Here is a 24,501-nt window from a genome sequence, read left to right as displayed (position 1 = left end):
GAGAGTTCCCATGTTCAAGCAGCACATGTTGTCGCGCCTGGTCTGGTCGGGCGCAGCCGTTCTCGGTGCACTGACATTTGCGGCGCAGCCGGCGCTCGCGGGCGAATGTCCTGTCGACAAGATCAAGCCGAACGCGCACCAGATGGTCGACTATAAGCCGGTCGGCGTCACCGACGTCACGCTCGGCGCCATCGACCTCGGCAAGCAGCCGGCGCATATCGAGGGCCGCGAGCTGCGCTTCCGCAAGCTCACCATCGAGCCCGGCGGCATCGTGCCCTGGCACAGCCACGACGACCGTCCTGCCCTGATCTTCGTGCAGCAGGGCGAGATCGTCGAGTACGCGTCCAACTGCGTCGATCCGATCGTACACAAGGCCGGCGACATCCGCCCCGAGGTATCAGGCACCTCGCACTGGTGGAAGAACCTCGGCAAGGAAACCGTCATTCTCTATGTCGGCGACGTCCGCAGGGACCCTAACGACCACCACATGTGACGCGCGCTTGAACAGGCCGCCGTTCCGGGGCGATGCGTAGCATCGAACTACGGTGCGCAATTTGCGCACCTGGGAACCTCGAGATTCCGGGTCTGGTGCTCCGAGCCGCACTTTGCGGTCCCGTCCGCACCAGCCCGGAATGGCAGATCAACGGAGAGCCGTGCCATGACCGATCTTTCCGCGTCGATCAAACCGGCCGCGATGACGATGGACGCGCATTCCCCGGGCCTTGCGCTTCGTTCGCTCGTCATCGGCCTCACCGCCTTCCTGACCGTCGTCGATCTCTTCGCGACGCAGGCGATCCTGCCCTCGCTGGCGCGCCATTACGGCGTCACGCCGGCGGCGATGGGCTTTGCCGTCAACGCCAGCACCTTCGGCATGGCGATTGCTAGCCTCGTCGTCGGCTTCTTCAGCCCGCATATCAACCGGCGGACCGGCATCCTGCTCAGCCTCACGCTGCTGGCGGTGCCTACGAGCCTGCTGGCGATCGCGCCAAATCTTGGCGTCTTCACCGCCTTGCGGATCGCGCAGGGCCTGTGCATGGCATCTGCCTTCGCGCTCACCCTCGCCTATCTCGGCGAGCAATGCAGCGCGATGGACGCCGGCGGCGCGTTTGCCGCCTACATCACCGGCAATGTCGCCAGCAACCTCGTCGGCCGGCTGATCTCGGCGGCGGTCGCCGACGGCCTCGGTCTCGCCTGGAATTTCTATTTCTTCGCGGCGCTCAACCTCGCCGGCGCGGCGCTGGTCTATTTCACCATCAGGCGCGTGCAGCCGATGCATGCCATGACGCCGGCGGGCCCGCCGCTTGTCGCCATGATCGCGCATTGGCGCAATCCGCGGCTGCGCGCCGCCTACGGCATCGGCTTCTGCATCCTGTTCGCCTTCATCGGCACCTTCACATTCGTCAATTTCGTGCTGGTCCGGCCGCCGCTGTCGCTCGGCATGATGGATCTGGGCCTCGTCTATTTCGTCTTCCTGCCATCGGTCGTCACGACGTTGCTCGCCGGCAGGGTGGCCTCGCGGCTCGGGACGCGGCCGACAATATGGGGCTCGCTCGCCGTCGCCGGACTGGGCCTGCCGCTGATGCTGGCGCCGCATCTGGGCGAAGTGCTCATCGGCATGGTTCTGGTTGGTGTCGGAACATTCTTCGCGCAGGCCGCCGCGACCGGCTTCGTCGGACAGGCCGCCACCGACAACCGCGGCGTCGCCAGCGGAACCTATCTTGCCTGCTACTTCTGCGGCGGGCTGATCGGCACGGCCGTGCTCGGGCGACTGTTCGACAGTTTCGGCTGGCACGCCTGCGTCGCCGGTGTCGGCGTGGCCCTCGCGGCCGCGGCCCTGCTCACATTCGCCCTGAAGCGCTAGCGCTTGACCGGCGCTTCCTGCGGCGGCTCGTCATCGGCGATGGCGCGCCAGGCCGCACCGTCGAGGTCGTCGTACTGACCGCTCCGCAAAGACCAAAGAAACGCGACAAGACCGGCGCCTCCGAGCATCAACGCCAGCGGAACCAGGATGACCAGGATTTCCATCACACGATCTCCCGCGAGTCGCTGCGGGCGCGCAGCGAATTCAGCATGACCAGGATCGACGATCCGCTCATGGCGGCAGCGGCAATCAGGGGCGTCACGACGCCGCTGATCGCAACCGGCACCGCGAGGACGTTATAGCCGATGGCAAGCCAGAGGTTCTGCCGCATCAGGTGCAGCGCCTTGCGCGCGGAATCGATCGCGGCGACGACAGGAGCCAGCGGCCGGCCGAGGAAGACGAGATCGGCGGTGGCCTGGCTGAGATGCGCCGCCGAGATCGGCGACATCGAGACGTGGGCGGCCGCCAGCGAGGGCGCGTCGTTCATGCCGTCGCCGACCATCAGCACTCTTGCACCGCGCCGCTTCAACTCCTCGATCCGCGCGATCTTGTCGGCCGGCGTGACGCCGGCACGCCATTCCGGAATGTCGAGCGCATGGGCCGCGGCCTTCACCGCCGGCTCGCGGTCGCCGGAGAGGATCTCGATGCCGATGTTGCGCGCCTTCAGCGCCGCGATCACGGCCTGAGCGTCCGGACGCAGGCCCTGACGCACCCAAAGGATGAATTTTTCGGCTCCCTTGCTGAAGGCCACGATGGAGGCTTCGGGATCGAGCCTCGTCCCGTCGCCGACCAGCGCCTCGGCGCCGCAGAAGGACGGACGGCCAAGGCGGATCTCGGCGCCGTCGACGTCTGCGCGCACGCCCTGCCCGGCCTCCTCGACCGCGCCGACGATCGGCGACCTGGCGCCGACGGCCTGCGCCACCGCGGCGGCAACCGGATGATGGCTCGACAGCGCGAGGCGGCCGGCGAGTTCGAAGATATCGGCGGGAATGTCAGCCGCGTTCATCACTTCGAGGTCGGGCAGCGTCAGCGTGCCGGTCTTGTCGAAGATGACGTGGTCGGCTTCCGCCAGCCGCTCGATCGCATCGCCCGAGTTGAGCAGCACGCCGGACTTGAACATCGCGCCCGAGGCCACCGTCTGCACCGTCGGAATCGCGAGCCCAAGCGCGCAGGGACAGGTGATGATCAGCACGGCAACGCCGGTCACGATCGCATCATGCCAGGACGCACCCGCGATGACCCAGCCCAAAATGGTGATGAGCGCGGTCGCATGCACCACCGGCGCGTAGAGCCGCGAGGCGCGGTCGGCGAGCCGCATGTAGCGCGAGCGCGCCTGGAGCGCGTTGTCGAGCAGCCGCGCGATCTCGGCGAGCAGCGTCGCTTCGGAGGCCGCCGAAACGCGCACCCGCAGCGTACCGGAGATGTTCATGGAGCCGGCATAGACCGGCGTGCCCTGCTCGGCCGTGACATAGAGCGTCTCGCCGGTGATCAGGCTCTGGTCGATCTCGGAACGCCCCTCGATCACCGTGCCGTCGACCGCACAGCGCTCGCCGGGCCGCAGCAGCACGATGTCGCCAGGACTGATCGCAGCGACGGGCACCTGTGAAATCTCGTCGGGCCCGACGAACTTGGCCGCCGTCTCCGCCTTCAGCGCGGCGAGATTGCCGGCGACCGCGCGCGTCCGCCGCCGCATGTTCTGGTCAAGGAAGCGGCCGACCAGCAGGAACGTGAGCAGCATGATCGCCGCGTCGAAATAGGCGTGCTCGGCATGGTGGATGGTTTCGACCACGGACATGCCGAGCGCGAGGATCACGCCGATCGAGATCGGGACGTCCATGTTGGTCGTCTTGGCCGACAGCGCGCGCCAGGCGGAGCGGAAGAACGGCTGGCCGGCATAGGCCGCCGCCGGCAGCGCGATCAGCGCCGACAGCCAGTGGAAGAAGTCACGCTGCTCGGGCAGCATGTCCGAGACGTTGCCCGACCACACCGGGATCGACAGCATCATGACGTTCATGGTGGCGAACGCCGCAACGCCGAGGCAGCGCAGCAGGAAGCGCGATTCGGCGACCTCGGCCACTTCCGCGCTCTCGGTCTCGAACGGATAGGCCTTGTAGCCGAGCTCTTCGAGCCGGTCGATGAAACGGCCCGGGTCGAGCGTGCCCGCTTTCCATTCCAGCGCGACGCGGCGGTCGGTGAGATTCACGCGCGCCAGCGTGACGTCGGGGATGGCGGACAATCCGCGCTCGATCTTGGCCATGCAGCCGGCGCAGTGAACCCCCTCGACCGCGAGATCGATGTGCTTAATACCCTCGCCCGCGGTCCGGACGTAGTGCGAGAAATCCCGCGTGACGTGCATGACGACGTCCCTCAGTTCAGGATCACGCGGTTGCGCGACAGGAACACGCGCGTCCCCCGCGCCTCGCCCTCGATCACCAGGTCCCACTGGCCCGGCGCGACGGAGGCGGCATTGCCGCGATAGATGCCGATGCCTGCCTCCGAGAGCTCGACCGAAAGATCGGCGCGCTTGTCGGTCGGTCGCTCGAGCCGGCCGCCGAACTTCAATCCGGACACCGGCTGGCCGCTGGCATCGCGTGCCTCGACCTGAAGCACGGCGCCGCCATCGGTCCCGCGCTCGATATGGGCGTTGACCTTCCATTTGCGCGCGGCCTGGTCCTGCGCCGCCGAGATCTCGCGATCATAGGTGAGACCCGCGGCATAGGGGCTGTCGACGTCGGTGCCGGGCAGCGTCGCGATCGCGAGCTTCATCATGGTCACGTTGACGCCGATCACGACGCCGAAGAAGGCGACCAGCATCAGGAAGACTTTTGTTCCGGTCAGCGGCTTGGAGGCCATGGCTGTCTCCTGATCCTAGGGCGCGACGAAATTGTCGGTGGCGGACGCGACCTCGCCGAGCCCGATATCGGTGACGTGGAAGCGAACCGGGATCGACTTCTCGGGATTGGTCTCCGCCGGCGCCGTGACCAGCAGGCGCAGCTCGCTGGTGGAGTCGCGGGGGATCACGATCATCGGCCGGTCCGGCGTCACCGAATCGACGCCGATGACGTGAACCGTCAAATTGGCCGGCCCGTTCGCGTCGATCGCGATGACGCGGTCGTAGCCGCTTTTGTTCAGCAGCCGAACCGTGTAGGCGTTGCGGATCGAGCCGTCGCTGAGCTTGACCGCGACCGGATTGCGGTCGTGCAGCACGTTGACGTCGAGCAGGCTGCGCGTCGCCAGCGTGTAGATCATGAAGCCGCCGATGGCCGCGATGATCGCGCTGTAGACCACGGTGCGCGCCCGGACGATCCGATAGATCGGCGCCTTGCCTTCCTGGCGGCGATGGATGTTGATGTCGTTGTCATAGCCGATCAGCCGCTTCGGCCGGCCGATCTTGGTCATCACGTTGTCGCAGGCGTCGATGCAGAGGCCGCACTGGATGCATTCCATCTGCGGTCCGTTGCGGATATCGATGCCGGTCGGGCACACCGCGACGCACTGGTAGCAATCGACGCAATCGCCGACCTGCTGGCCGAGCGCGCGCAGCTCGGCCGCCTTCTTCACCGAGGTGCGCTTCTCGCCGCGGTCGTAGCGGTAGGTGACGTTGAGCGCCCATTCGTCGGTGAGCGCTGCCTGGATCCGCGGCCACGGGCACATATAGGTGCAGACCTGCTCGCGCATGTAGCCGGCCAGCAGATAGGTCGTTGCGGTGAGGATGCCGATCCAGATATAGGCGATCATCGGCCCCTGGAAGGTCACGAGCTCCTTCACCAGGGTCGGCGCGTCGTTGAAATAGAGCACCCAGGCGCCGCCGGTCCACCAGGCGATCAGCAGCCAGATCGAATGCTTGAGCACGATCTCGGAGATGCGCTCGAGCTTCATCGGGTCGGATGATTTGTCCTTCTTCATCCGCTCGCGGCGATCGCCTTCGATCAGGCGTTCGACGGCGTAGAACAGGTCGGTCCAGACGGTCTGCGGACAGAGATAGCCGCACCAGATCCGGCCGCCGATGGAGTTCATCAAAAACAGCGCCACCGCGGCGACGATCAGCAGGCCGGTGAAATAGTAGACCTCCTGCGGCCACAGCTCGATGAAGAAGAAATAGAAGCGGCTGTTGGGAAGATCGATCAGCACCGCCTGGCTGGGCGCGCCAAGGCCGCGATTCCAGCGCACGAACGGCAGGAAGTAGTAAACGCCGAGGCAGAACGCCATCAGGCCCCATTTGATCCGGCGGAACGTGCCGGAGACGCTCTGGGGATAGACCTTCTTGCGGGCTGCGTAGAGCGGCCCGACGTCATCTTCCGATGTGAGGTCTTTCGGGTTCACGGTCTTGTTCATCGCCTGAAACTTTTCGAGGAGGTGCGATTAAACCTAGACCCGACGTCGCCGCGTCAGTTGATCCAGCTCAAACGGGGGCACTTTTGTTCGCCCCCGTTTGCCGCGGATCTGCTATTTTCCACCGCCCAGCGAGTGGACGTAGACCGCCATCGCCTTGATGGTGGAGGGATCCAGCCGCCCTTCCCAGGCCGGCATGACGCCGGCGCGGCCCTGGCTGATGGTCTCGATCAGGGCAGCCTCGTCCGAGCCATAGAGCCAGATCTTGTCGGTCAGGTTCGGTGCGCCCATTTCCTGGTTGCCCTTGCCGCCGTCGCCGTGGCAGGCGACGCAATTCTCGACGAAGATCTTCTCGCCCTTGGCGGCGTCGTAACCCTTGCGGGTCGGCAGCCCCGACAGCGACCGCACGTAATTGGCGACCGTGACGATCTCGTCACCCTTCAGCACGCCGTCCTTGCCGAAGGCGAGCATCTGGCCCTCGTGCGTCTTGGCATGACCGGAACGCGCGCCGAACTGGATGGTCTGCATGATCTGGTCGAGCGTGCCGCCCCACAGCCAGTCGTCGTCGTTCAGGTTCGGGAAGCCCTTGGCGCCGGCGCCGCCGGAGCCGTGGCACGGCGCGCAATTGTCGCCGAACACGGTCTTGCCCTTGGCGCGCGCAAGCGCCAGCAGGGCCGGGTCCTTCTCGATGTCGGCGAGCGAGGCCGCGCCGAGCGCCGCCATCTTGTCGCCCCTGATCTTCTCGAGATTGGCGAGCTCGACCGCGACGTCGGCGCGCGAGGAGTAGCCGAACAAGCCCGTGGTGTTGCTGGAGATCAGCGGCCAGGCCGGATACACGATCCAGTAGCCGATCGCCCAGACGATGGTGAGGTAGAAGCAGATCACCCACCAGCGCGGCAGCGGCGTGTTGAGCTCCTTGATGCCGTCCCACTCATGTCCGGTCGTCGTCTTGCCGGAAACAGAATCGAATTCGCTATGATCGGTCATGGTCTCTCACTCCTCCCGCAACGGCAGGTGTGCTGCTTCGTCGAACGCAGCCTTGTTACGGGGCCAAAATGCGTAGGCGATGATCGCGAGAAAGATCGCGACGAACACCGGCGTCCAGATCGTGGTCACGAGACCGGACGCGAGATTGTCGAGGGTCAGGATGGCTTTCATCGTTGATGCCTTCTCAGCGAAGATTGGCTTTCTCGTTGTAGATCTTGAAGTCGACCAGCGTGCCGAGCATCTGCAGATACGCGATCAGCGCGTCCATCTCGGTCGGCGTGCCGGTCTTGCCGTCGAAGTTGCGCACCACGGCCTTGGCGTAGCGCTTGTTGAAGGCGTCGGCGCCGGCATTGTCCGGATCGGCCTGGGCCTTCAGATCGGCGCTCGCGTTGGCGATCTGGTCGTCCGTGTAGGGCACGCCGACGGTCCTCAGCGTACGCATGTGGTCGGCGATGGTGTCCGGATCGACTTCGGTTGCGCTGAGGAACGGATATCCCGGCATCACCGACTGCGGCACGATCGCACGCGGGTTGGTCAGATGGGTGACGTGCCAGTCGTCGGAGTACTTGGCGCCGACGCGGGCGAGGTCCGGACCGGTGCGCTTGGAGCCCCACTGGAACGGATGGTCGAACATGCTCTCGGCGGCCAGCGAGAAGTGGCCGTAGCGCTCGACTTCGTCGCGCAGCGGCCGGATCATCTGCGAATGGCAGAGATAGCAGCCTTCGCGGACGTAGACGTTGCGGCCGGCGAGCTCCAGCGGCGTATAGGGCCTCACTCCATCGACCTTCTCGATCGTGCTCTTGAGGTAGAACAACGGAGTGATCTCGACGAGGCCGCCGATCGCGATCACCAAGAGGATGCCGACGATCAGGATGATCGAGTTCTTTTCGAAGACTTGGTGGCGTGTCCAGAACGACATTGCTTTAGCTCCTCATTCCGCCGGCTGAAGAGCGACGGGCATCTGGACTTCCGCCTCGCCGACGCGAACGGTCATCCAGAGATTGTAGGCCATGATCAGCGCGCCGATCAGGAACAGCCCGCCGCCGGCAGCACGGATGATGTAGAAGGGATGCATCGCCTCGACGGTCTCGATGAAGGAGTATTCGAGGAAGCCGAGCGAGGTGTAGGCGCGCCACATCAGGCCCTGGAGGATGCCGGACACCCACATCGCCGAGATGTAGAGAACGATGCCGAGGGTCGCGACCCAGAAGTGCCAGTTGACGAGCTTCAGGCTGTAGAGGCCCTTGCGATTCCAGGCCCACGGCACCAGGCAGTACAGCGCGCCGAAGGAGACGAAGCCGACCCAGCCGAGCGCGCCGGAGTGGACGTGGCCGATGGTCCAGTCGGTGTAGTGGCTGAGCGAGTTGACCACCTTGATCGACATCATCGGGCCTTCGAAGGTCGACATGCCGTAGAAGGCGACGGAGACCACGAGCATGCGCAGCACGGGATCGGTGCGCAGCTTGTCCCAGGCGCCCGACAGCGTCATCAGGCCGTTGATCATGCCGCCCCAGGAGGGCATCCACAGCATGATCGAGAAGGTCATGCCGAGCGTCTGCGTCCAGTCGGGCAGCGCCGTGTAGTGCAGATGGTGCGGACCTGCCCAGATGTAGAGGAAGATCAGCGCCCAGAAGTGGATGATCGACAGGCGATAGGAGTAGATCGGCCGCTCGGCGCGCTTGGGGATGAAGTAGTACATGATGGCGAGGAAGCCGGCGGTCAGGAAGAAGCCGACCGCGTTATGGCCGTACCACCACTGGAACATCGCATCCTGGATGCCGCCCCAGGCGACGTAGGACTTCGAGCCGAACGCCGAGACGGGAAGCGCGGGGTTGTTGCCGAGATGCAGCACCGCGATCGTCACGATGAAGGCCAGATAGAACCAGTTCGCGACGAAGATGTGCGGTTCCTTGCGCTTGATGATGGTGGCGAGGAAGACGAGCAGATAGACCACCCAGACGATGGTCAGCCAGAGATCGGCATACCATTCCGGCTCGGCATATTCCTTCGACTGGGTGACGCCGAGCAGATAGCCGGTGCCTGCGACCAGGATGAAGAAGTTGTAGCCGACCACGACGAACCAGGGCGCGAGATCGCCGGCAAGGCGCACGCGGCAGGACTTCTGCACGACGTAGAAGGATGTCGCGATCAGCACGTTGCCGCCGAAGGCGAAGATCACGGCGGAGGTGTGCAGCGGACGCAGGCGGCCGAAACTGATCCAGGGCAGATCGAAGTTCAGCGCGGGCCAGGCCAGCTGCGAGGCGATGATGAGGCCGACGAGGAAGCCGGCAATGCCCCAGAACATCGCCATGAAGGAGGAGAACTTGATCGGCCCCATGTTGTAGTTGGGACGGCCGTTGATCTCCGCCGGCGGCAGCGCCGCCGGGCGCTCGAAGTAGCGGTTGACGATGCAGAACACCGCCGCCACGCTCGCCGCCGCGCTGAGCGCGGCGTGGAAGGCGAAGGGCGCGTCGAGCGCCTTGGCCGCGGCGATCACGCAGAGGAAGGCGGTGGCTGCGAACACGACAGCCAGGCCGCTTTCACCGATGGTCATGGATTTGGAGATGGAGGGCTGGCTCATGCGGATTCTCTCTGAAAGAACACAGCGCCAGAAACCACATTCACCCTCGCGGGGAATTGATTGAAATCAAGATAGGTGGATTTCTGTTAATGTGAGGCTTTCGCGGATCAGAGAGCCATATCAATCGCCTGCGGCCGGCGCCGCGCGCGCGGCGACCGATCGCTTCCGTGAAATCACGGAGTTTGAAATCGCGGGAACTGGAGGCCCCGTCAGTCGCGCGCGGTCGCCTTGAGCGCCGCGATGACGTCCTCGCGGGCGATGATGCCGACGAGCTTCTGCGCGCCGTCGAGCACGATGATGCTCCTGATGCGGTGCTCGACCATGATCTGGAGCACGCGCGTCAGCCGCGTGTCGGGGCTGACATAGATGAACTCCGGCGTCATGACGTCGCCGATCTTGCGGCTCATCAGGTCATGATAGCGCGGCAGCATCTGGCTCGGCGTGAAGGCGAAGCATTTCAGGATGTCGAACTTGGTGACGATGCCGACCACCTGTCCGTCGTCCTCGACCGGATAGGAATTGAAATCGTCGCGCTCGAACATCTCGCTGAGCTCGAGCATGTCGATGTCACGTTGCACCGTCTTGACGTTGCGCGTCATGTAGCCGTCGACGGTCTGCTCAAGAAATCTGTACACGGCGCGTCCTCCTCGAATAGCTTTTGGCCGAACGGCCGTCAGTGCGACAGCAGCACGCTACGGGCGGATTGAGTGACCAGATACTGGGTGACGCCTCCCAGGATCAGCTCGCGAAACCGCGAATGTCCATAGGCGCCCGCCACGATCAGGCCGGCTCCGACGTCGCCGGCGACTTGCTCCAGTTGCGCGGCGGCGGGTTCGTCTCCCGCAGCCTCCGAGACGCGCGCGGTCGCGGTGACGCCGTGGCGGGCGAGCCAGGCGGCAACGTCGGTGACGCCGGCCAACACGGCCGAGCGGTCGTCGTCGCGCTCCGGAATTGCTGCGATGGTCACGTCCCTCGCCTTGCGCAGCATCGGCAGCGCGTCCGCCACCGCCCGCCGTGCCTCCGGCGTATCCTTCCAGGCCACCAGCACGCTGCGCAGGTCGAGCCAGTTGGCCCCATCGGGGACGACGAGAAGCGGGCGGCCGGCCTGCATCACCAGATCCTTGGGGCTTGCGAGCGCGAAAGCGTCGGAGAAGGCCGGGCTCTGCCCGCCGCTGACGACGATGTCGGCGCAGCGCGCCTGCGCCAGGGCGAATCGCGCCGGAAAATCCATGGCGCTGCGCCACTCGGCATGCCCGCCGCGATTCCTGGTGGCCGCGCGGAATTGCGCCTCCAGAGCCGCCAGCCGTCGCCTGACGGACGCTTCGCCCTCGTCGATCAGTCCCTGGGCGGCGGCGCCGTCGGTGAAATAGAGCGGCGGGGCGAACTGCGCCGCGGCAACCCCGACGATGGCGGCCTCGAATCGCTCGGCGAGCTCGCCCGCGACCTGAAGACGCGCCTCGTTGGACTGGTCGAGCGCCAAGCTGACCATCACGGTCGCGTATGTCATTAGAATTCTCCGGGCAATGAACTGCTATGAAATCTAGCTGTGCCGGCGCGAGGCAGGATGAGATAGATCAAACCGTCGCCCACCCGGGACCACCGGCATTACGCCAATGGAATCAAACATCCGAACTTGCCTCCGGCCCGGGCTTGAGCGAAATTACCGCCGTGGTTGCGGCACCTGGGCCCGTGGCACGAGAATGGGAGTGACACCTTGGCGCCGACCCGCGTAACGCATCCGCCGGATGACGGCCGGGGCGAGCATTTCCGGGTCAGGATCGAGGGATTCGGCGTCGGCACCTGGGATCTCGACCTCAAGACCTGGGCGCTGGACTGGTCGGATACCGCGCGGACCCTGCTCGGAATCGGGCAGGACCAGCCGGCGAGCTACGACCTCTTCCTGTCACGCCTCGAGCCCGACGACCGCGAGCGCGTGGAGAGCGCGATCAAGCGCGTCTCCGAACGCGGTGGCGGCTTCGACGTGTCCTTCAGGGTCGCCGGCACCTCCAACGCAGGACAGTGGATTCGCGCCCGGGCCGGACTCATTCGGGACGAAGCCGGCACCGCCCGCCATCTCAGCGGCATCTTTCTCGATATCGACGAGGAGAAGCAGGTCGAGGGTGCGCTCCGTACCCGCGAGAACCACCTCCGCTCGATCCTCCACACAATTCCCGACGCCATGATCGTCATCGACGGCCACGGCATCATCCAGCTGTTCAGCACCGCCGCCGAGCGCCTGTTCGGCTGGTCCGAGCTCGAGGCGATCGGCCAGAACGTCAACATCCTGATGCCGGAGCCCGACCGCTCCCGGCATGACAGCTACATTTCGCGTTACCGCACCACGAGCGATCCCCACATCATCGGCATCGGGCGCATCGTGACCGGCAAGCGCCGCGACGGCACCACCTTCCCGATGCACCTGTCGATCGGCGAGATGCAGTCCGGCGGCGAGCCCTATTTTACCGGTTTCGTCCGCGATCTCACCGAGCACCAGCAGACCCAGGCGCGTCTCCAGGAACTGCAATCCGAGCTCGTCCACGTCTCCAGGCTGAGCGCCATGGGCGAAATGGCGTCCGCGCTCGCGCACGAGCTCAACCAGCCGCTGGCGGCGATCAGCAACTACATGAAGGGCTCGCGGCGGCTGCTTGCCGGCAGCAGTGATCCGAACACACCGAAGGTCGAAAGCGCCCTGGACCGCGCCGCCGAGCAGGCGCTGCGCGCCGGCCAGATCATCCGGCGCCTGCGCGACTTCGTTGCCCGCGGCGAATCGGAGAAGCGGGTCGAGAGTCTCTCCAAGCTGATCGAGGAGGCCGGCGCGCTCGGGCTTGCCGGCGCGCGCGAGCAGAACGTGCAGCTCCGCTTCAGTCTCGATCCGGGCGCCGATCTCGTTCTCGCCGACCGGGTGCAGATCCAGCAGGTCCTGGTCAACCTGTTCCGCAACGCGCTGGAAGCGATGGCTCAGTCGCAGCGACGCGAGCTCGTCGTCACCAACACCCCCGCCGCCGACGACATGATCGAGGTCGAAGTGTCCGACACCGGCAGCGGTTTCCAGGACGACGTCATTCCGAACCTGTTTCAGACTTTCTTCACCACCAAGGACACCGGCATGGGCGTGGGACTGTCCATCAGCCGCTCGATCATCGAAGCTCACGGCGGGCGCATGTGGGCCGAGAGCAACGCATCGGGCGGGGCGACCTTCCGCTTCACCCTCCCGGCAGCCGACGAGAATTGATGCATGACGACCAAGGGACATATCTACGTCATCGACGACGACGCGGCGATGCGGGATTCGCTGAATTTCCTGCTGGATTCTGCCGGCTTCGGCGTCACGCTGTTTGACGACGCGCAAGCCTTTCTCGACGCCCTGCCGGGTCTCTCCTTCGGCTGCGTCGTCTCCGACGTGCGCATGCCGGGCCTTGACGGCATCGAGCTGTTGAAGCGGATGAAGGCGCAGCAAAGCCCCTTTCCGATCCTGATCATGACCGGCCACGGCGACGTGCCGCTCGCGGTCGAGGCGATGAAGTTAGGGGCGGTCGACTTCCTGGAAAAGCCGTTCGAGGACGACCGCCTCACCGCCATGATCGAAACGGCGATCCGCCAGGCCGAGCCGGCCGCCAAGAGCGAGGCCGTCGCGCAGGATATCGCCGCCCGCGTCGCCTCCTTGAGCCCCAGGGAGCGCCAGGTCATGGAAGGGCTGATCGCCGGCCTTTCCAACAAGCTGATCGCCCGCGAGTACGACATCAGCCCGCGCACCATCGAGGTGTATCGGGCCAACGTCATGACCAAGATGCAGGCCAACAGCCTTTCGGAGCTGGTTCGCCTCGCGATGCGCGCCGGCATGCTCAACGATTGAGCCAAGTCAAGGCCCTTGCCGGATGCTGTGCTAGCCATGCAGCATGATCGAGGTCAGTTCACATCACGAGCGGCTGCCGTCCTCCACAAAACCCACCGTCTTTGTGGTCGATGATGACGCCGCAGTCCTGGGATCCCTGCGGTTCCTGCTGGAAACCGACGGCTTTGCCGTGCGGACCTTCAGGAGCGGCACGGCGCTGCTGAATGCCGGCGGCGCGCCCGGGGCCGACTGCTACGTGATCGACTACAAGATGCCCGACATCAATGGAATCGAGCTCGCCAGCCGCCTGCGTAAATCGGACGGCGAAACGCCCGTGATCCTGATCACCGGCTATCCGGACGAAAACATCTCGACCCGGGCCGCCGCGGCCGGCGTAAAAGACGTGGTTTTGAAGCCGCTTCTCGACGAAAACCTGCTCAAGCGTATCCGCCGCGCCATCCAGGACCGGCCTCGGGCGTGACCTACGGGGTTCTACGTAAGGCACCCCCCTTAAGATATCGCTCGAAATTTTCGAACCTCCCGATACCGCGTACCAATGCGTCATCACAACGGAGATGGCGCAGATGCTGACCCAGACACTCAAGACCCAGGTGATCAACACCCAAATCGGTGGCAAGATTGCCCCGCCCCATCAGGTGTCCGACCAGTTCGGTGCGATCACGGGCCATGTTGGCCTCGTCGCCACCGAGTTCTCCTACCGCAAGGACGAGGAGATCTATGGCGAGGACGAGCCGGCCGAATATGTCTACCAGGTCGTCACCGGCGCCGTGCGCAGCTACAAGCTTCTCTCCGACGGCCGCCGCCAGATCGGCGCCTTCCATCTTCCCGGCGACGTGTTCGGCCTCGAATCCGGCCCCAGCCACCGCCTTGCCGCCGAAGCCATCATCGACACCAGCGTGCGGCTCGTGAAGCGCTCCAGCCTCGAGAAGGCCGCCGGCATCGACGTGCAGGTTGCCCGCAAGCTCTGGGCGATGACCGCCGGCGAGCTGCGCCACGCCGAGGACCACATGCTGCTGCTCGGCCGCAAGACCGCGATGGAGCGCGTCGCGACCTTCCTGCTCGAAATGGACCGCCGTCTCGCCGTTGCCGGCATGATGGCGCTGCCGATGTGCCGCCGCGATATCGGCGACTATCTCGGCCTCACCCTCGAAACCGTGTCGCGCGCGCTGTCGCAGCTTCACACCCAGGGCATTCTCGGCTTCTCCGGCGCCCGCCAGATCGTGCTGCGCAACCGCCAGCGCCTGCACAATCTCGACGCCTGATCGTCTTCCTCCCCACCCACTTGGCCGGCCGAACCCGTTTCGGCCGGCCATTTCTTTTGCGGTTCAGAGCGTGGTGCGCCGGGTCTCCGGCATCACGAGGAGGATCAAAAGGAGCCCTGTCGCGGCAACGCCGGACAGGCCGATGAAGGCGGTGGCGTTGCCGAACTTGTCGCTGACATAACCGCCGAGCGCCGTGCTCAGCGACGCACCGATCCCGGTCGCGGTGCCGACGATGCCCTGCGCCAGATTGAAGTGACCGCTGCCGAAGGCGACGTCGGCGACGATCAGCGGAATCATCACCGCGAACACCGCCGCGGTGATGCCGTCGAACACCTGCACCGCGACCAGCAGATATGGATCGCGCACGGTCGCGAACAGCAGGCCGCGGATCACCAGCGCGCCGAATCCGATCAGCAGCAGCGGCCTGCGGCCCCACGCTTGCGCCTTGCGCCCGACGGTCGGCGACAACAGCGCGACGATCGCCTGCGGGACGACGATGCAAAAGGCGACCAGCACCGTCGCCCACTGGCTCGACCGCGCCGTCACCGCGCTCGCCATCAGCGGCATCATCGCGGCGTTTGCGAGCTGCAACAACAGCACACTGAGCGCGAAGACGATCAGCGGCCGCTGCCGGATCAGATGCCAGACATTGGTGTCGCCGCGATCCTGCGCCTCGCGCGGCATCTCGCCGTGGCAGCGCGCGATGTCGACCTCCTCCTCGCGGATGCGCGACAGCGCGATGAGGGTGGGGATCGCGAGCAGGAACGTGACCAGGAAGACCGAGCGGCTCGACAGCAGATAGCCGGCCGTGCCCATCACGGCGGCGGCAACGCCATTGCCGAGGGAGGCAAACCGCGCGTTGCGGCCGAGCCGCTCGCCGATCGCGAGCGGACCGACGAGGCCGAGGCTGATCGCGGCGATCGCCGGGCCCAGCACGCAGCTCGCCGCCGCATGCAGCGTCGCGGCGGTCACGACCACGGGGAAGATCGGCATGGCGGCATAGGCGAGCGCGCAGCCGCCGATGGTCGCGATGGCAAGGGCGGCGACCAGCCGCTCGGATTTTGCCGCGTCGATGATCGCCCCGCCCGGCATCTGCCCGATCAGGGCGACGATGCCGCCAATCGACAGCACGAGGCCGATCTGGCCCTGCGTCCATTTCTCCGTCGTCAGATAGACCGCGATGAAGGGGCCGAAGCCGGTCTGCACGTCGGCGAGGAAGAAGATGAACCAGTCGAGGCCGCGCAGGCTCCGGCGCGACGGTGCCGGAAGACCTGCGGCCGACGGCGCTGCAACGTTGTCCTGTTCAACGCCGCGAGCGCGATCCTCGGCTGCTTGGTTCGGCTTTCTCGACAACAGCACCGGCGGCCATCCCTCCCCGCGCCTCACTGAATCGCTTGCAGCGGTTGCAGGCTCCCGGATGCGCCGAGCACCACCATCGGCGTGTCTTCCTTGTATTCCGGCGCGGCCGCAACCTGCGCCTTGGTCAATTCCAGCGTGATGCTGTCCTTCTTGTTGGCGATCTTGCCGAACCGCATCGCGTTCCAGTCCACCACGATCTTGCGGCTGCCGACGCCGAGGAAGCCGCCGAAATCGATCACGGCGGCACGCACGTGCCCGCTCCGATCGACGATGACGTCGACGATGCGGCCCATGTCCTCGTTCGCGGCGCTGAGCACGTCGCGGCCGAGCACGCCGTGCGCATCGCTCGCGCCGATGATGGTCACCGACGGCGGCGGCGCGGCATCCTTCGGCGTGACTTGCACCGCCGAGGCCGGCGGCTGGGCCGTCGCCGGCGCGTTCGCTTCGCTTCGCGGTGTACTTGGCGCCACGGGCTGTTCCTCCGCGGCGCGCGATACCGTGACCGTCCATCCCGCGACGATCGCGACGCTCAAGGCCAACCATCCGGCGGTACGCATGAACCCTCCTCGCGGCGCGCCGTCAGCGCGCCAGCACGATCGACACCTGGATCTGTCCGCGCGTGCGCAATACCTCCAGCGCCACGTCTTCGCCGTGGCGGCTGACGCGCAGGTCCACGCTGGACTCGCCCAGACGCAGATCGCGCACGATGACCTCGTTCAGAAACGCCGGCAGATGCGGATTGCGCAGGCGGATCTCGCCGCGCGCCACGTCGAACTCGATGCCCAGCGCCGCCTCCAGCAGCGTGAACGGCGTCGCGCTGGCCCAGGCTTGCGGCGCGCAGGCGACCGGATAGAGCGTCGGGCCGCGCCGCTTCTCGCGCCGGAAGCCGCAGAACAATTCGGGCAGCCGGCGCAGATCCATGTAGGTCGCGGCGTCGAACAGCCCCTTGAAGACATGCGCCACCGAATGCTTGAGCCCGTAGCGCGCGAGCCCGAGCGCAATCAGCGCGTTGTCGTGCGGCCAGATCGAGCCGTCATGATAGGACATCGGATTGTAGCGCACCTCGCCCTGCGCGACCGTGCGGATGCCCCAGCCCGAGAAGAAATGCGGCTGCATCAGGTCGGCGGCGACGAGACGGGCGCGGTCCTCGCGGATCATGCCGCTGAACAGGATCTGCCCGGCATTCGAGGTCCGCACCTTGCAGGGCCGTTTGTCGCCGTCGAGGGCAAGCGCGTAGGTGCCGAGCTCCTCGCACCAGAATGCCTGCTCGAAGCGCGCGGCCAGCGCCTTGGCCTCGGCCTCGAGCTTGCGCACGCGGTCCGGCTTGCCGAGCCGCAGCGCGCAACGCGCGGCAAGCTGCTTGGCCGCGTAGACGTAGCCCTGGACTTCGGCGAGGGCGATATTGCCCTCCGCGAGCCGGCCGTCGGCATGGAAGATCGCATCGTAGGAATCCTTCCAGCCCTGGTTGGCCAGCCCCTTCTCGGTCGCGCGCTGGTATTCGACGAACCCGTCCTGATCGGGATCGCCGGGACCGTCGATCCACGCCAGCCCCGCCTCGATCGCGGGCCACAGCTCGATCAACGTCGCCGCGTCGCCGGTGCGCTCGAAATAGCTTCCGGCGAGCAGCACGAACAAGGCGGTCGAATCCACGCTGCCGTAATATTGCGAGAACGGCACCTCGCGCAGCGCCGCCATTTCGCCGCCGCGCATCTCGTGCAGGATCTTTCCGGGCGCGGCATCGGCGAGCGGATCGATCGCCTTCGCCTGGAAATGCGCCAGCCGCCGCAGCACGCCCTTGGCGACCCGCGGGTCCACCCAGAGCATCTGGAGCGCCGTGATCAGGCCGTCGCGGCCGAAGGTCGTCGAGTACCAGGGAATGCCGGCATAGGGATAACGGCCCTGCGGCGTCTCCGTCATCAGCATGTTGAGGTCGGCCATGGCCTGGCACAGCACCTCGTTGAAGATGTTGTTGGAGGTCTCGATGCTGGCCGCGCCCATGGTCGAGTGGCGCATCTCGCGGCGGTGGGCCAGCAGACCCCTGAAGAAGCGCGTCGGCTTCTCCGCCACCGGCCGGTTGCAGGACACAGCCACGAACAGCGATTTCGACTGATGCGGATCGAGCTCGAGCTGCCAGGTGGCGGCGTTGACGGACAGCCGCGTCGGACGCGGGTCGAAATGCAGGCCGGTGGTGCGCTCGGCATCGTCGAGGCCGCGATATTCGAACAGGACGTCGGTCGGCCCGAGCAGGCGGCTGGCGCCGGTCCCGCGGCGCGGGCGCCGCTCGCCGCGGACCTCAAACAGATCGGCAAAATCATTGTCGAACAGCAGCGTCAGCTCGAAGCCGGCCGGCCGGTCGCCGTGGTTCTGCACGCCGATGCGCTGATAGGCGGTGCCGCGCCACAGGAAGATCGTGCGCACGATGTGCAGCAGGTCCTTTTGCAGCGCGAGGCTGCCCTGACGGTAGATGTCGGGGTTGGTCAGATCGACGGTCAGCGCCGAATTGTCGTCGCGCAGGTTGGAGCCGAGCAGCAGGGGCTGGAGATCGTCGAGCACGAGCTCCAGCCGCGCGAGGTAGCGCGTGTCATGGTGAAACAGGCCGTCCGGCCCGCCGGCCGATGCACCGATATCGCCATGGCTGTCGAGCACGATGAAGGTGTCGTCGTGCTTGAGCGAGCGCCGCGGCCGCGCCGACGGCCCCGTCATCGGGATATAGAACGGCTGCTCCGCGACCTGCTCCACGGTCCGCGCCACAGAGACGAACTTGGTGACGACTTCGGCTGCCATGAGCTGCTCCCCTGCGCCTGTTTGGAAACGCAACCAACGCGAACGCGACTATCGGGTTTACGCGGCGGCTTGCGCGAGCCGGCTCATTTCCTGCGTCACCAGCTCCCGATAGGGCCCATGGCCCTGCATCAGACGCTCGGGCGAGCCGTCCTCGATGATCTTACCACCCTTCAATACGATCACGCGGTCGAAATTGCGCAGGGTCGCGAGGCGGTGCGCGATCGCGATCACGGTGCGGCCGCGCATCAGGCGCGTCAGCGCCTCGCGGATCGCCTCCTCGGATTCGCTGTCGAGCGCCGCGGTGGCCTCGTCCAGCAGCAGGATCGGCGCGTCCTTCAGGAAGGCCCGTGCGATCGCGATGCGCTGGCGCTGACCGCCGGACATCTTGACGCCGCGGTCGCCAACCATGGTGTCGAGACCTTCCGGCAGGCTATCGATGAAATCGCAGCGCGCCGCGATCGCCGCGCGCAGCACCTCGTCGTCGGTCGCGTTCGGCCGGCCGTAGCGGATGTTCTCGCGAATGGAGCGGTGGAACAGGGAAATGTCCTGCGGCACGACGGAGATCGCTTCACGCAGGCTGAGCTGGGTCACCATCGCGATGTCCTGGCCGTCGACGGTGACGCTGCCTTCGTCCACGTCGTAGAAGCGCTGCAGCAGCGTGAACAGCGTCGACTTGCCGCCGCCGGACTGGCCGACCAGGCCGACGCGCTGGCCGGGCTGGAGCCGCAGGCTGAACCGCTCGAAAATCTTCTCGCCGCCGGGATAGCCGAAGGTGACGTTGTTGAACGCGATCGCGGCGCCGCTCTTGACCAGCGGCTCGGCCTCGGGGTGATCGCGCAAGTCGTGCGGCACCAGCAGCGTCGCGATCGCCTCGGTCAGGCGCGCGACATGCTGGGTCACGTCGACCAGCGCCACGGCGAGGTCGCGCGTCGCGTTGAGAATGGACAGGCCGAGGGTGCAGACCAGCACGACGTCGCCGGTCGTCGCCTCACCGTCCTGCCAGAGCGTGATCGCCCAGGCCATCAGCGCAATGGTGAGCACGACGGTCACGCCGGCATGCGTGAGCCGCAGCTTCTCCAGATAGCGCAGGCTGCGGCCGCGCGCGGTGAGTTCCCGGTTCACGGTCGCGTCGAACCGCTCGTGCTCGTGGCTGATGCCGCAGAAGGCCCGGACCAGCGGCATGTTGCTGATGACGTCGATCATCTCGCCGTCGACGACGGCGGCCTTGTCGGCAAAGTCGTCATGCAGCGGCTTGCCGGCCGCGGCCAGATGGAACATCGCAATCACCATGCCGCCCGCGACCACGATCAGGCCGAGCGCCATGTAAGGACTGACGGTTCCAATCAGCATGATTGCCGCAATTGTGGCAATGCACGGCGGCAGCACGTTCCAGACGAACATGTTCTCGACCGTGAACACCGCGTTCGATGTTGCCGTGATACGGCTGGTCAGCATGCCAGGCATACGATCGGAGAAGTAGCTCGGCGCGTGTCCGGTCAGATGGCGAAAGATGTCCCGGCGCAGATCGCCGGTGACGCGAACGAACGTAAAGCTCGCCGTCCAGCTCGCGATCCGCCACAGGAAGTTGTCGGCGGCGATCAGCGACATGAGCAGAATGAATGCCAGCCATACGCTGCCGCCATGCGCGGTTCCCGCCGACAGGCTGTCGACCAGGGATTTGACGCCATACTGCGTGCCTACCGAGCAGGCAACGGCTGCGACAACAGCGGTCAGGATCACCAGGTGCGAGGCAAGCCGTCGCCGAAGATAGCGCAAGACAAAGGCAAATGGCCTGCGCGCGTATCCAGAAAGATGATCCATATGGCTATCGCCCCGTCGTGTTGATTAGAGTTTTTTTGTACCAGCCGACTGAACATCGACCGCTTCGCCCGGGTTCCGGGCCAGGCGATCACGACATGCGGATGCGGACGATCTGCGAAGAGGAGATGGCAGCATCGAGACAGGCGCGCGATGTGTCGAATATGTAACGTTTGTTGAGAGGAACTTCGCAAGTGCGGGAACGTTCCCTTCGCTGGCATGGCCGGTGCCGTACAGGTTGGGGGTTTCCAACGTTCATGATCGCAGAGGAGAAGGCGAGATGCGCATCGCGCAGGTAGCTCCGTTGACGGAGGCTGTTCCACCCAAGCTGTATGGCGGCACCGAGCGGGTGGTGCATTGGTTGACGGAAGAGCTGGTGGCCCTGGGACATGACGTGACGCTGTTCGCCAGCGGCGACTCGCAGACGTCGGCGAAGCTGGACGCCCTCTGGCCGCGGGCGCTTCGCCTCGACGGTTCCGTGCGCGACCCCAACGCACTGCACATGGTGCTGCTTGAGCGCGTGCGGCAGAAATGTGACGACGAGGAGTTCGACTTCCTCCACTTCCATCTCGACTATTATCCTTGGTCGCTGTTCCACCGGCAGCCCACACCGTTCCTGACCACGCTGCACGGCCGGCTCGACCTGCCGGAGCATCAGCCGGTGTTCAACATCTTCTCCAAGATGCCGGTGATCTCGATCTCGAATGCCCAGCGGCGGCCGGTGCCGCAGGCGAACTGGGTGACGACGATCCATCACGGCCTGCCGGAGAACTTGCTGACGCCGAAGCCGGCCAGGCAGGAATATCTCGCCGTGCTCGGCCGCATCGCGCCGGAAAAGGGCGTCGACCGCGCCATCAAGATCGCGACCCATTGCGGCATCCCGCTGAAGATCGCGGCCAAGGTCGATCGCGCCGACCAGGATTATTACGACGAGCTGATCCGGCCGATGATCGCGAACAATCCGCTGGTGGAGTTCATCGGCGAGATCAGCGATCACGAGAAGTCGGAATTCTTGAGCGGTGCGCTCGGACTTCTGCTGCCGATCGACTGGCCCGAGCCGTTCGGCCTCGTGATGATCGAAGCCATGGCCTGCGGAACGCCGGTCGTCGCCTTCAACCGCGGCTCGGTGCCGGAGATCATCGACGAGGGCCTGACCGGCTTCGTCGTCGAGGACATCATCAGCGCCGCCGGCGTCGTCAAGCGCCTTCCGCAACTGGACCGCGCGGCGATCCGCAAGCAGTTCGAAAAGCGCTTCACGGCGCGGCGAATGGCGCTGGACTATCTCGCGGCCTATCGCAGCCTGACGGAAGCGCAGGCACCGAAGATCAAGCTGGTGAGCAGCGCGGAGTAGCACTTCTACGCCGCTGCCAGTCGAAGTGCCCTCTCCCCTTGTGGGAGAGGGCTGCGACAGCCAAGCCTCAAACTCGTTTGGGTGAGGGGTTGCCTCCACACCCGAAGGCATTCCCGCGGAAAGAGACCCCTCATCCGGCGCTTCGCGCCACCTTCTCCCACAAGGGGAGAAGGGAAGAACGGAATCAACGGCGCACTCGCCTACCCCACCACCGCCCGCTTCGGCTCCACGATCTCGAACATGCGTGGAAACTCGTCCATCAGGCCCATCAGCTCGGCGAGCCGCATCGGGTTGCCGGCGAGCTGGACCTTGCCGGCGGCGACCGCCTCCGGAAAGCTCGTCAGCTTCGCGATCACCTCGTCGAGCGTCGCGCGCGCCAGCGTGAAGCTCGCGTCGGCGTTTTCCGCCTGCACGCCCTCGCTATAGGTGAGCGCGCAGTTTTCCAGGTTGAGCGCGAAGGTCTCGCCGGTGTCGGAGAAGCGCCAGTTCAGCACGATGTGCTTGCCTTCCGCCTTCGGGCCGTTGAGGCGGATACCGAGCACGTCCCAGAGCTGCTCGGTGCGCAGCGCCGCCAGCGTCTCGCGCGGCATCGGCGGGCGCGGTGGGGCCTTCGGCATGCCCTGGCGCAACTCCTGGGCGCCGAACAGATAGGCGTTGCGCCAGGTCGCGCTCTCGGCGGCGTAGCCGAGCTGCTCCAGCGTATCAGCCAGCAGGCTGCGTGCCGCCGCGTTGTCAGGCTCGGCGAAGACGAGATGGCCGAGCGCCTGCGCGACGAAGCGGAATTCGCCCTTGTCGAAGTCCGTCCGAGCGCGCGCGAGAATCGCGTCGGCGCCGCCCATGTACTCGACATATTTCTTGCCCGAGGCGACCGGCGGCAGCGGATCGAGATTGACCGGATTGGCGTCGTACCAGCCGAGATATTTCTGGTAGATCGCCTTCACATTGTGGCGAATGTGGCCGTAATAGCCACGGCCGTGCCAGGCGCCCTCCAGGCTCTTCGGCAGCTGGATCGTTTCGGCGATCTCGGCGGCGGTCAGGCCATGGTTCATCAAGCGGATGGTCTGGTCATGCGCGTACTTGTAGAGATCGCGCTGCTGCCGGATCATGATGCCGATGCGCTCGCGGCCCCACACCGGCCAGTGATGCTGGCCGCACATCGCCTCCGCCTTGCCGTCCCACAGCCTCAGGGCCTCGCCCAGGTATTTCGACCAGGCCAGCGCATCGCGCACGTCGGCGCCGCGGAACGGCAGCAGATTGTGGAAATTGTGGGTGCAGTTTTCCGCGAGGTTCAACAGCTTGTAGCGCGGAATGAAGAAGTGCATCTCCGCCGGCGCCTCGCTGTTCGGCGCCATCTGGAATTCGAATTCGACGCCGTCGATCACGCGCCTTTCGCCGGTCGCCATGATCAGATCGGTCGGGCGCAGCAGCGCGACCGAACCCGCCGCCATCGACTTGCCGAGCCCGCAATCGACCTGCCCACGCACGCCCTTGGCGAGGAACGGGCCGAACTGATATTGCGCCCGGCGCAGCATTGCTGGCCCCGCGATGATGTTCTCGGAGACGGCGTGCTCCATGAACAGGTTCGGCGCGATGATCGGCACGGCACCGGTAGCCAGCGCATCCTCCTCCAGCACGCCGCGTGCGCCGCCCCAATGGTCGGTGTGGGTATGGGTGAAGATGACGGCGGCCACCGGCTTCATGCCGCGATGCCTGAAGTAGAGATCGAGCGCGGCGCGCGCGCCTTCGATCGAGGTCAGCGTGTCCACGACGATGACGCCGCTGTCGCCCTCGATCAGCGTCATGTTGGCGATGTCGAGCCCGCGCACCTGGTAGACGCCGGGCACCACCTCGAACAGCCCATGCCGCATGTTGAGGCGCGACTGCCGCCACAGGCTGGGATTGACCGTGGGCGGCGCTTCCTCGGCCGAGAGAAAGCCGTAGGGCTCGAGGCTCCAGACCGTCCGCCCCTGCGGGTTGGTGATCGCCGCATTCTCGATCGTGCCGAGAAAGCCGCGCGCGGCATCGTCGAAATCCCGCGTGTCGGAAAACGGCAGCGCATTCAGCATCGCCGTTTGCTGCGCGATGACGGACGGCGTCGCGTCCTTGGGCGAGCGGCTGAGTTCAGTCATTTTGGTTTCCTCCGGCCTGTTGCGCGCATCTAACCGCATCTCGCGGGTGATTGCCATCATTGGCGGAGGCCGCACAGGCGTCCTTCTCTTCTCCCTTGTGGGAGAAGGTGGCGCGAAGCGCCGGATGAGGGGTTGTCTCCGCAAACTCACTTGTGATGGGGACTCGCGGTGAGAACCCCCCTCA

At 65.8% G+C, this 24,501-nt stretch carries 22 protein-coding genes; 7 read left to right on the top strand and 15 right to left on the bottom strand.

Annotation, left to right across the window (positions count from 1 at the left end; translation table 11 throughout):
- The first annotated feature begins 10 nt into the window (after positions 1-10).
- Together ACE10W_RS10705 and ACE10W_RS10700 are read left to right on the top strand one after the other, a co-directional pair.
- Complete coding sequence (locus tag ACE10W_RS10705) at positions 11-493, top strand: cupin domain-containing protein (RefSeq protein ID WP_028174766.1); 483 nt, start codon at positions 11-13, stop codon at positions 491-493.
- Between the two features lie 165 nt (positions 494-658).
- Entirely contained in the window at positions 659-1,861 is a 1,203-nt protein-coding gene (locus tag ACE10W_RS10700) for an MFS transporter (RefSeq protein WP_304551452.1), read from the top strand.
- Here ACE10W_RS10700 and ccoS read toward each other — a convergent pair.
- The 10 genes from ccoS to ACE10W_RS10650 all read right to left on the bottom strand — a co-directional run bounded on the left by ccoS (position 1,858) and on the right by ACE10W_RS10650 (position 11,268).
- Positions 1,858-2,025, bottom strand: a complete 168-nt coding sequence (gene ccoS / locus ACE10W_RS10695) for a cbb3-type cytochrome oxidase assembly protein CcoS (protein WP_008138466.1) — start codon at positions 2,023-2,025, stop codon at positions 1,858-1,860. The genes ACE10W_RS10700 and ccoS overlap by 4 nt on opposite strands.
- Positions 2,025-4,217, bottom strand: a complete 2,193-nt coding sequence (locus tag ACE10W_RS10690; protein WP_304551446.1) for a cation-translocating P-type ATPase — start codon at positions 4,215-4,217, stop codon at positions 2,025-2,027. The genes ccoS and ACE10W_RS10690 overlap by 1 nt, the downstream gene beginning before the upstream one ends.
- A gap of 11 nt (positions 4,218-4,228) precedes the next feature.
- Positions 4,229-4,714, bottom strand: coding sequence for a FixH family protein (locus ACE10W_RS10685; RefSeq protein ID WP_304551444.1), 486 nt, complete (start codon positions 4,712-4,714; stop codon positions 4,229-4,231).
- Positions 4,715-4,729: 15 nt separating this feature from the next.
- Complete coding sequence (gene ccoG / locus ACE10W_RS10680; RefSeq protein WP_011085552.1) at positions 4,730-6,196, bottom strand: cytochrome c oxidase accessory protein CcoG; 1,467 nt, start codon at positions 6,194-6,196, stop codon at positions 4,730-4,732.
- Between the two features lie 111 nt (positions 6,197-6,307).
- Positions 6,308-7,180: a cytochrome-c oxidase, cbb3-type subunit III gene (gene ccoP, locus ACE10W_RS10675; protein ID WP_028174762.1), complete on the bottom strand. Its 873-nt coding sequence runs from the start codon at positions 7,178-7,180 to the stop codon at positions 6,308-6,310.
- A 6-nt stretch (positions 7,181-7,186) separates the two neighbouring features.
- Positions 7,187-7,351: a CcoQ/FixQ family Cbb3-type cytochrome c oxidase assembly chaperone gene (locus tag ACE10W_RS10670; RefSeq protein ID WP_015687703.1), complete on the bottom strand. Its 165-nt coding sequence runs from the start codon at positions 7,349-7,351 to the stop codon at positions 7,187-7,189.
- Positions 7,352-7,364: 13 nt separating this feature from the next.
- Positions 7,365-8,099, bottom strand: a complete 735-nt coding sequence (ccoO, locus tag ACE10W_RS10665) for a cytochrome-c oxidase, cbb3-type subunit II (protein WP_011085549.1) — start codon at positions 8,097-8,099, stop codon at positions 7,365-7,367.
- Between the two features lie 12 nt (positions 8,100-8,111).
- Positions 8,112-9,761: a cytochrome-c oxidase, cbb3-type subunit I gene (gene ccoN, locus ACE10W_RS10660; protein WP_011085548.1), complete on the bottom strand. Its 1,650-nt coding sequence runs from the start codon at positions 9,759-9,761 to the stop codon at positions 8,112-8,114.
- A gap of 209 nt (positions 9,762-9,970) precedes the next feature.
- A complete protein-coding gene (locus ACE10W_RS10655; protein ID WP_011085547.1) occupies positions 9,971-10,396 on the bottom strand; it encodes an HPP family protein in 426 nt (141 codons plus the stop codon).
- A 38-nt stretch (positions 10,397-10,434) separates the two neighbouring features.
- Positions 10,435-11,268: a universal stress protein gene (locus tag ACE10W_RS10650; RefSeq protein ID WP_304551437.1), complete on the bottom strand. Its 834-nt coding sequence runs from the start codon at positions 11,266-11,268 to the stop codon at positions 10,435-10,437.
- Positions 11,269-11,475: 207 nt separating this feature from the next.
- Between ACE10W_RS10650 and fixL the strand changes: the two genes are divergently transcribed.
- The 4 genes from fixL (at position 11,476) to ACE10W_RS10630 (ending at position 14,876) form a co-directional block, all read left to right on the top strand.
- Positions 11,476-12,993, top strand: coding sequence for a sensor protein FixL (fixL, locus tag ACE10W_RS10645; protein WP_028174759.1), 1,518 nt, complete (start codon positions 11,476-11,478; stop codon positions 12,991-12,993).
- 3 nt (positions 12,994-12,996) lie between these two features.
- Entirely contained in the window at positions 12,997-13,614 is a 618-nt protein-coding gene (gene fixJ / locus ACE10W_RS10640) for a response regulator FixJ (protein ID WP_060910994.1), read from the top strand.
- Positions 13,615-13,657: 43 nt separating this feature from the next.
- On the top strand, positions 13,658-14,074 hold the full coding sequence (locus tag ACE10W_RS10635; protein WP_011085543.1) for a response regulator: 417 nt from the start codon (positions 13,658-13,660) through the stop codon (positions 14,072-14,074).
- A gap of 103 nt (positions 14,075-14,177) precedes the next feature.
- Positions 14,178-14,876: a helix-turn-helix domain-containing protein gene (locus tag ACE10W_RS10630; RefSeq protein WP_028174758.1), complete on the top strand. Its 699-nt coding sequence runs from the start codon at positions 14,178-14,180 to the stop codon at positions 14,874-14,876.
- 63 nt (positions 14,877-14,939) lie between these two features.
- Here the strand turns inward: ACE10W_RS10630 and ACE10W_RS10625 are convergent, their stop codons facing one another.
- Genes ACE10W_RS10625 through ACE10W_RS10610 form a run of 4 tightly spaced genes read right to left on the bottom strand, consistent with a single transcriptional unit; the run spans position 14,940 to position 20,840 of the window.
- Complete coding sequence (locus tag ACE10W_RS10625; RefSeq protein WP_038965827.1) at positions 14,940-16,235, bottom strand: MFS transporter; 1,296 nt, start codon at positions 16,233-16,235, stop codon at positions 14,940-14,942.
- Positions 16,236-16,258: 23 nt separating this feature from the next.
- Complete coding sequence (locus ACE10W_RS10620; protein ID WP_161535943.1) at positions 16,259-16,792, bottom strand: PRC-barrel domain-containing protein; 534 nt, start codon at positions 16,790-16,792, stop codon at positions 16,259-16,261.
- A 22-nt stretch (positions 16,793-16,814) separates the two neighbouring features.
- Complete coding sequence (locus ACE10W_RS10615; protein ID WP_161535944.1) at positions 16,815-19,019, bottom strand: amylo-alpha-1,6-glucosidase; 2,205 nt, start codon at positions 19,017-19,019, stop codon at positions 16,815-16,817.
- Positions 19,020-19,076: 57 nt separating this feature from the next.
- The gene (locus ACE10W_RS10610; protein WP_011085538.1) at positions 19,077-20,840 is read right to left on the bottom strand and encodes an ABC transporter ATP-binding protein; all 1,764 of its coding nucleotides are present in this window, start codon (positions 20,838-20,840) and stop codon (positions 19,077-19,079) included.
- Positions 20,841-21,117: 277 nt separating this feature from the next.
- On the opposite strand from ACE10W_RS10610, the gene ACE10W_RS10605 reads away from it, so the two are divergent.
- Complete coding sequence (locus ACE10W_RS10605; protein WP_028174754.1) at positions 21,118-22,188, top strand: glycosyltransferase family 4 protein; 1,071 nt, start codon at positions 21,118-21,120, stop codon at positions 22,186-22,188.
- A 200-nt stretch (positions 22,189-22,388) separates the two neighbouring features.
- On the opposite strand, the gene ACE10W_RS10600 is transcribed toward ACE10W_RS10605, so the two are convergent.
- Positions 22,389-24,317 (bottom strand): alkyl/aryl-sulfatase, encoded by a 1,929-nt coding sequence (locus ACE10W_RS10600; protein ID WP_304551436.1) that lies wholly within the window; start codon positions 24,315-24,317, stop codon positions 22,389-22,391.
- Between the last annotated feature and the right edge of the window lie 184 nt (positions 24,318-24,501).

The organism is Bradyrhizobium sp. B025 (genome assembly GCF_042257955.1).
Classification (GTDB): domain Bacteria; phylum Pseudomonadota; class Alphaproteobacteria; order Rhizobiales; family Xanthobacteraceae; genus Bradyrhizobium; species Bradyrhizobium diazoefficiens.
This window is presented reverse-complemented; position numbering and strand designations above follow the sequence as displayed.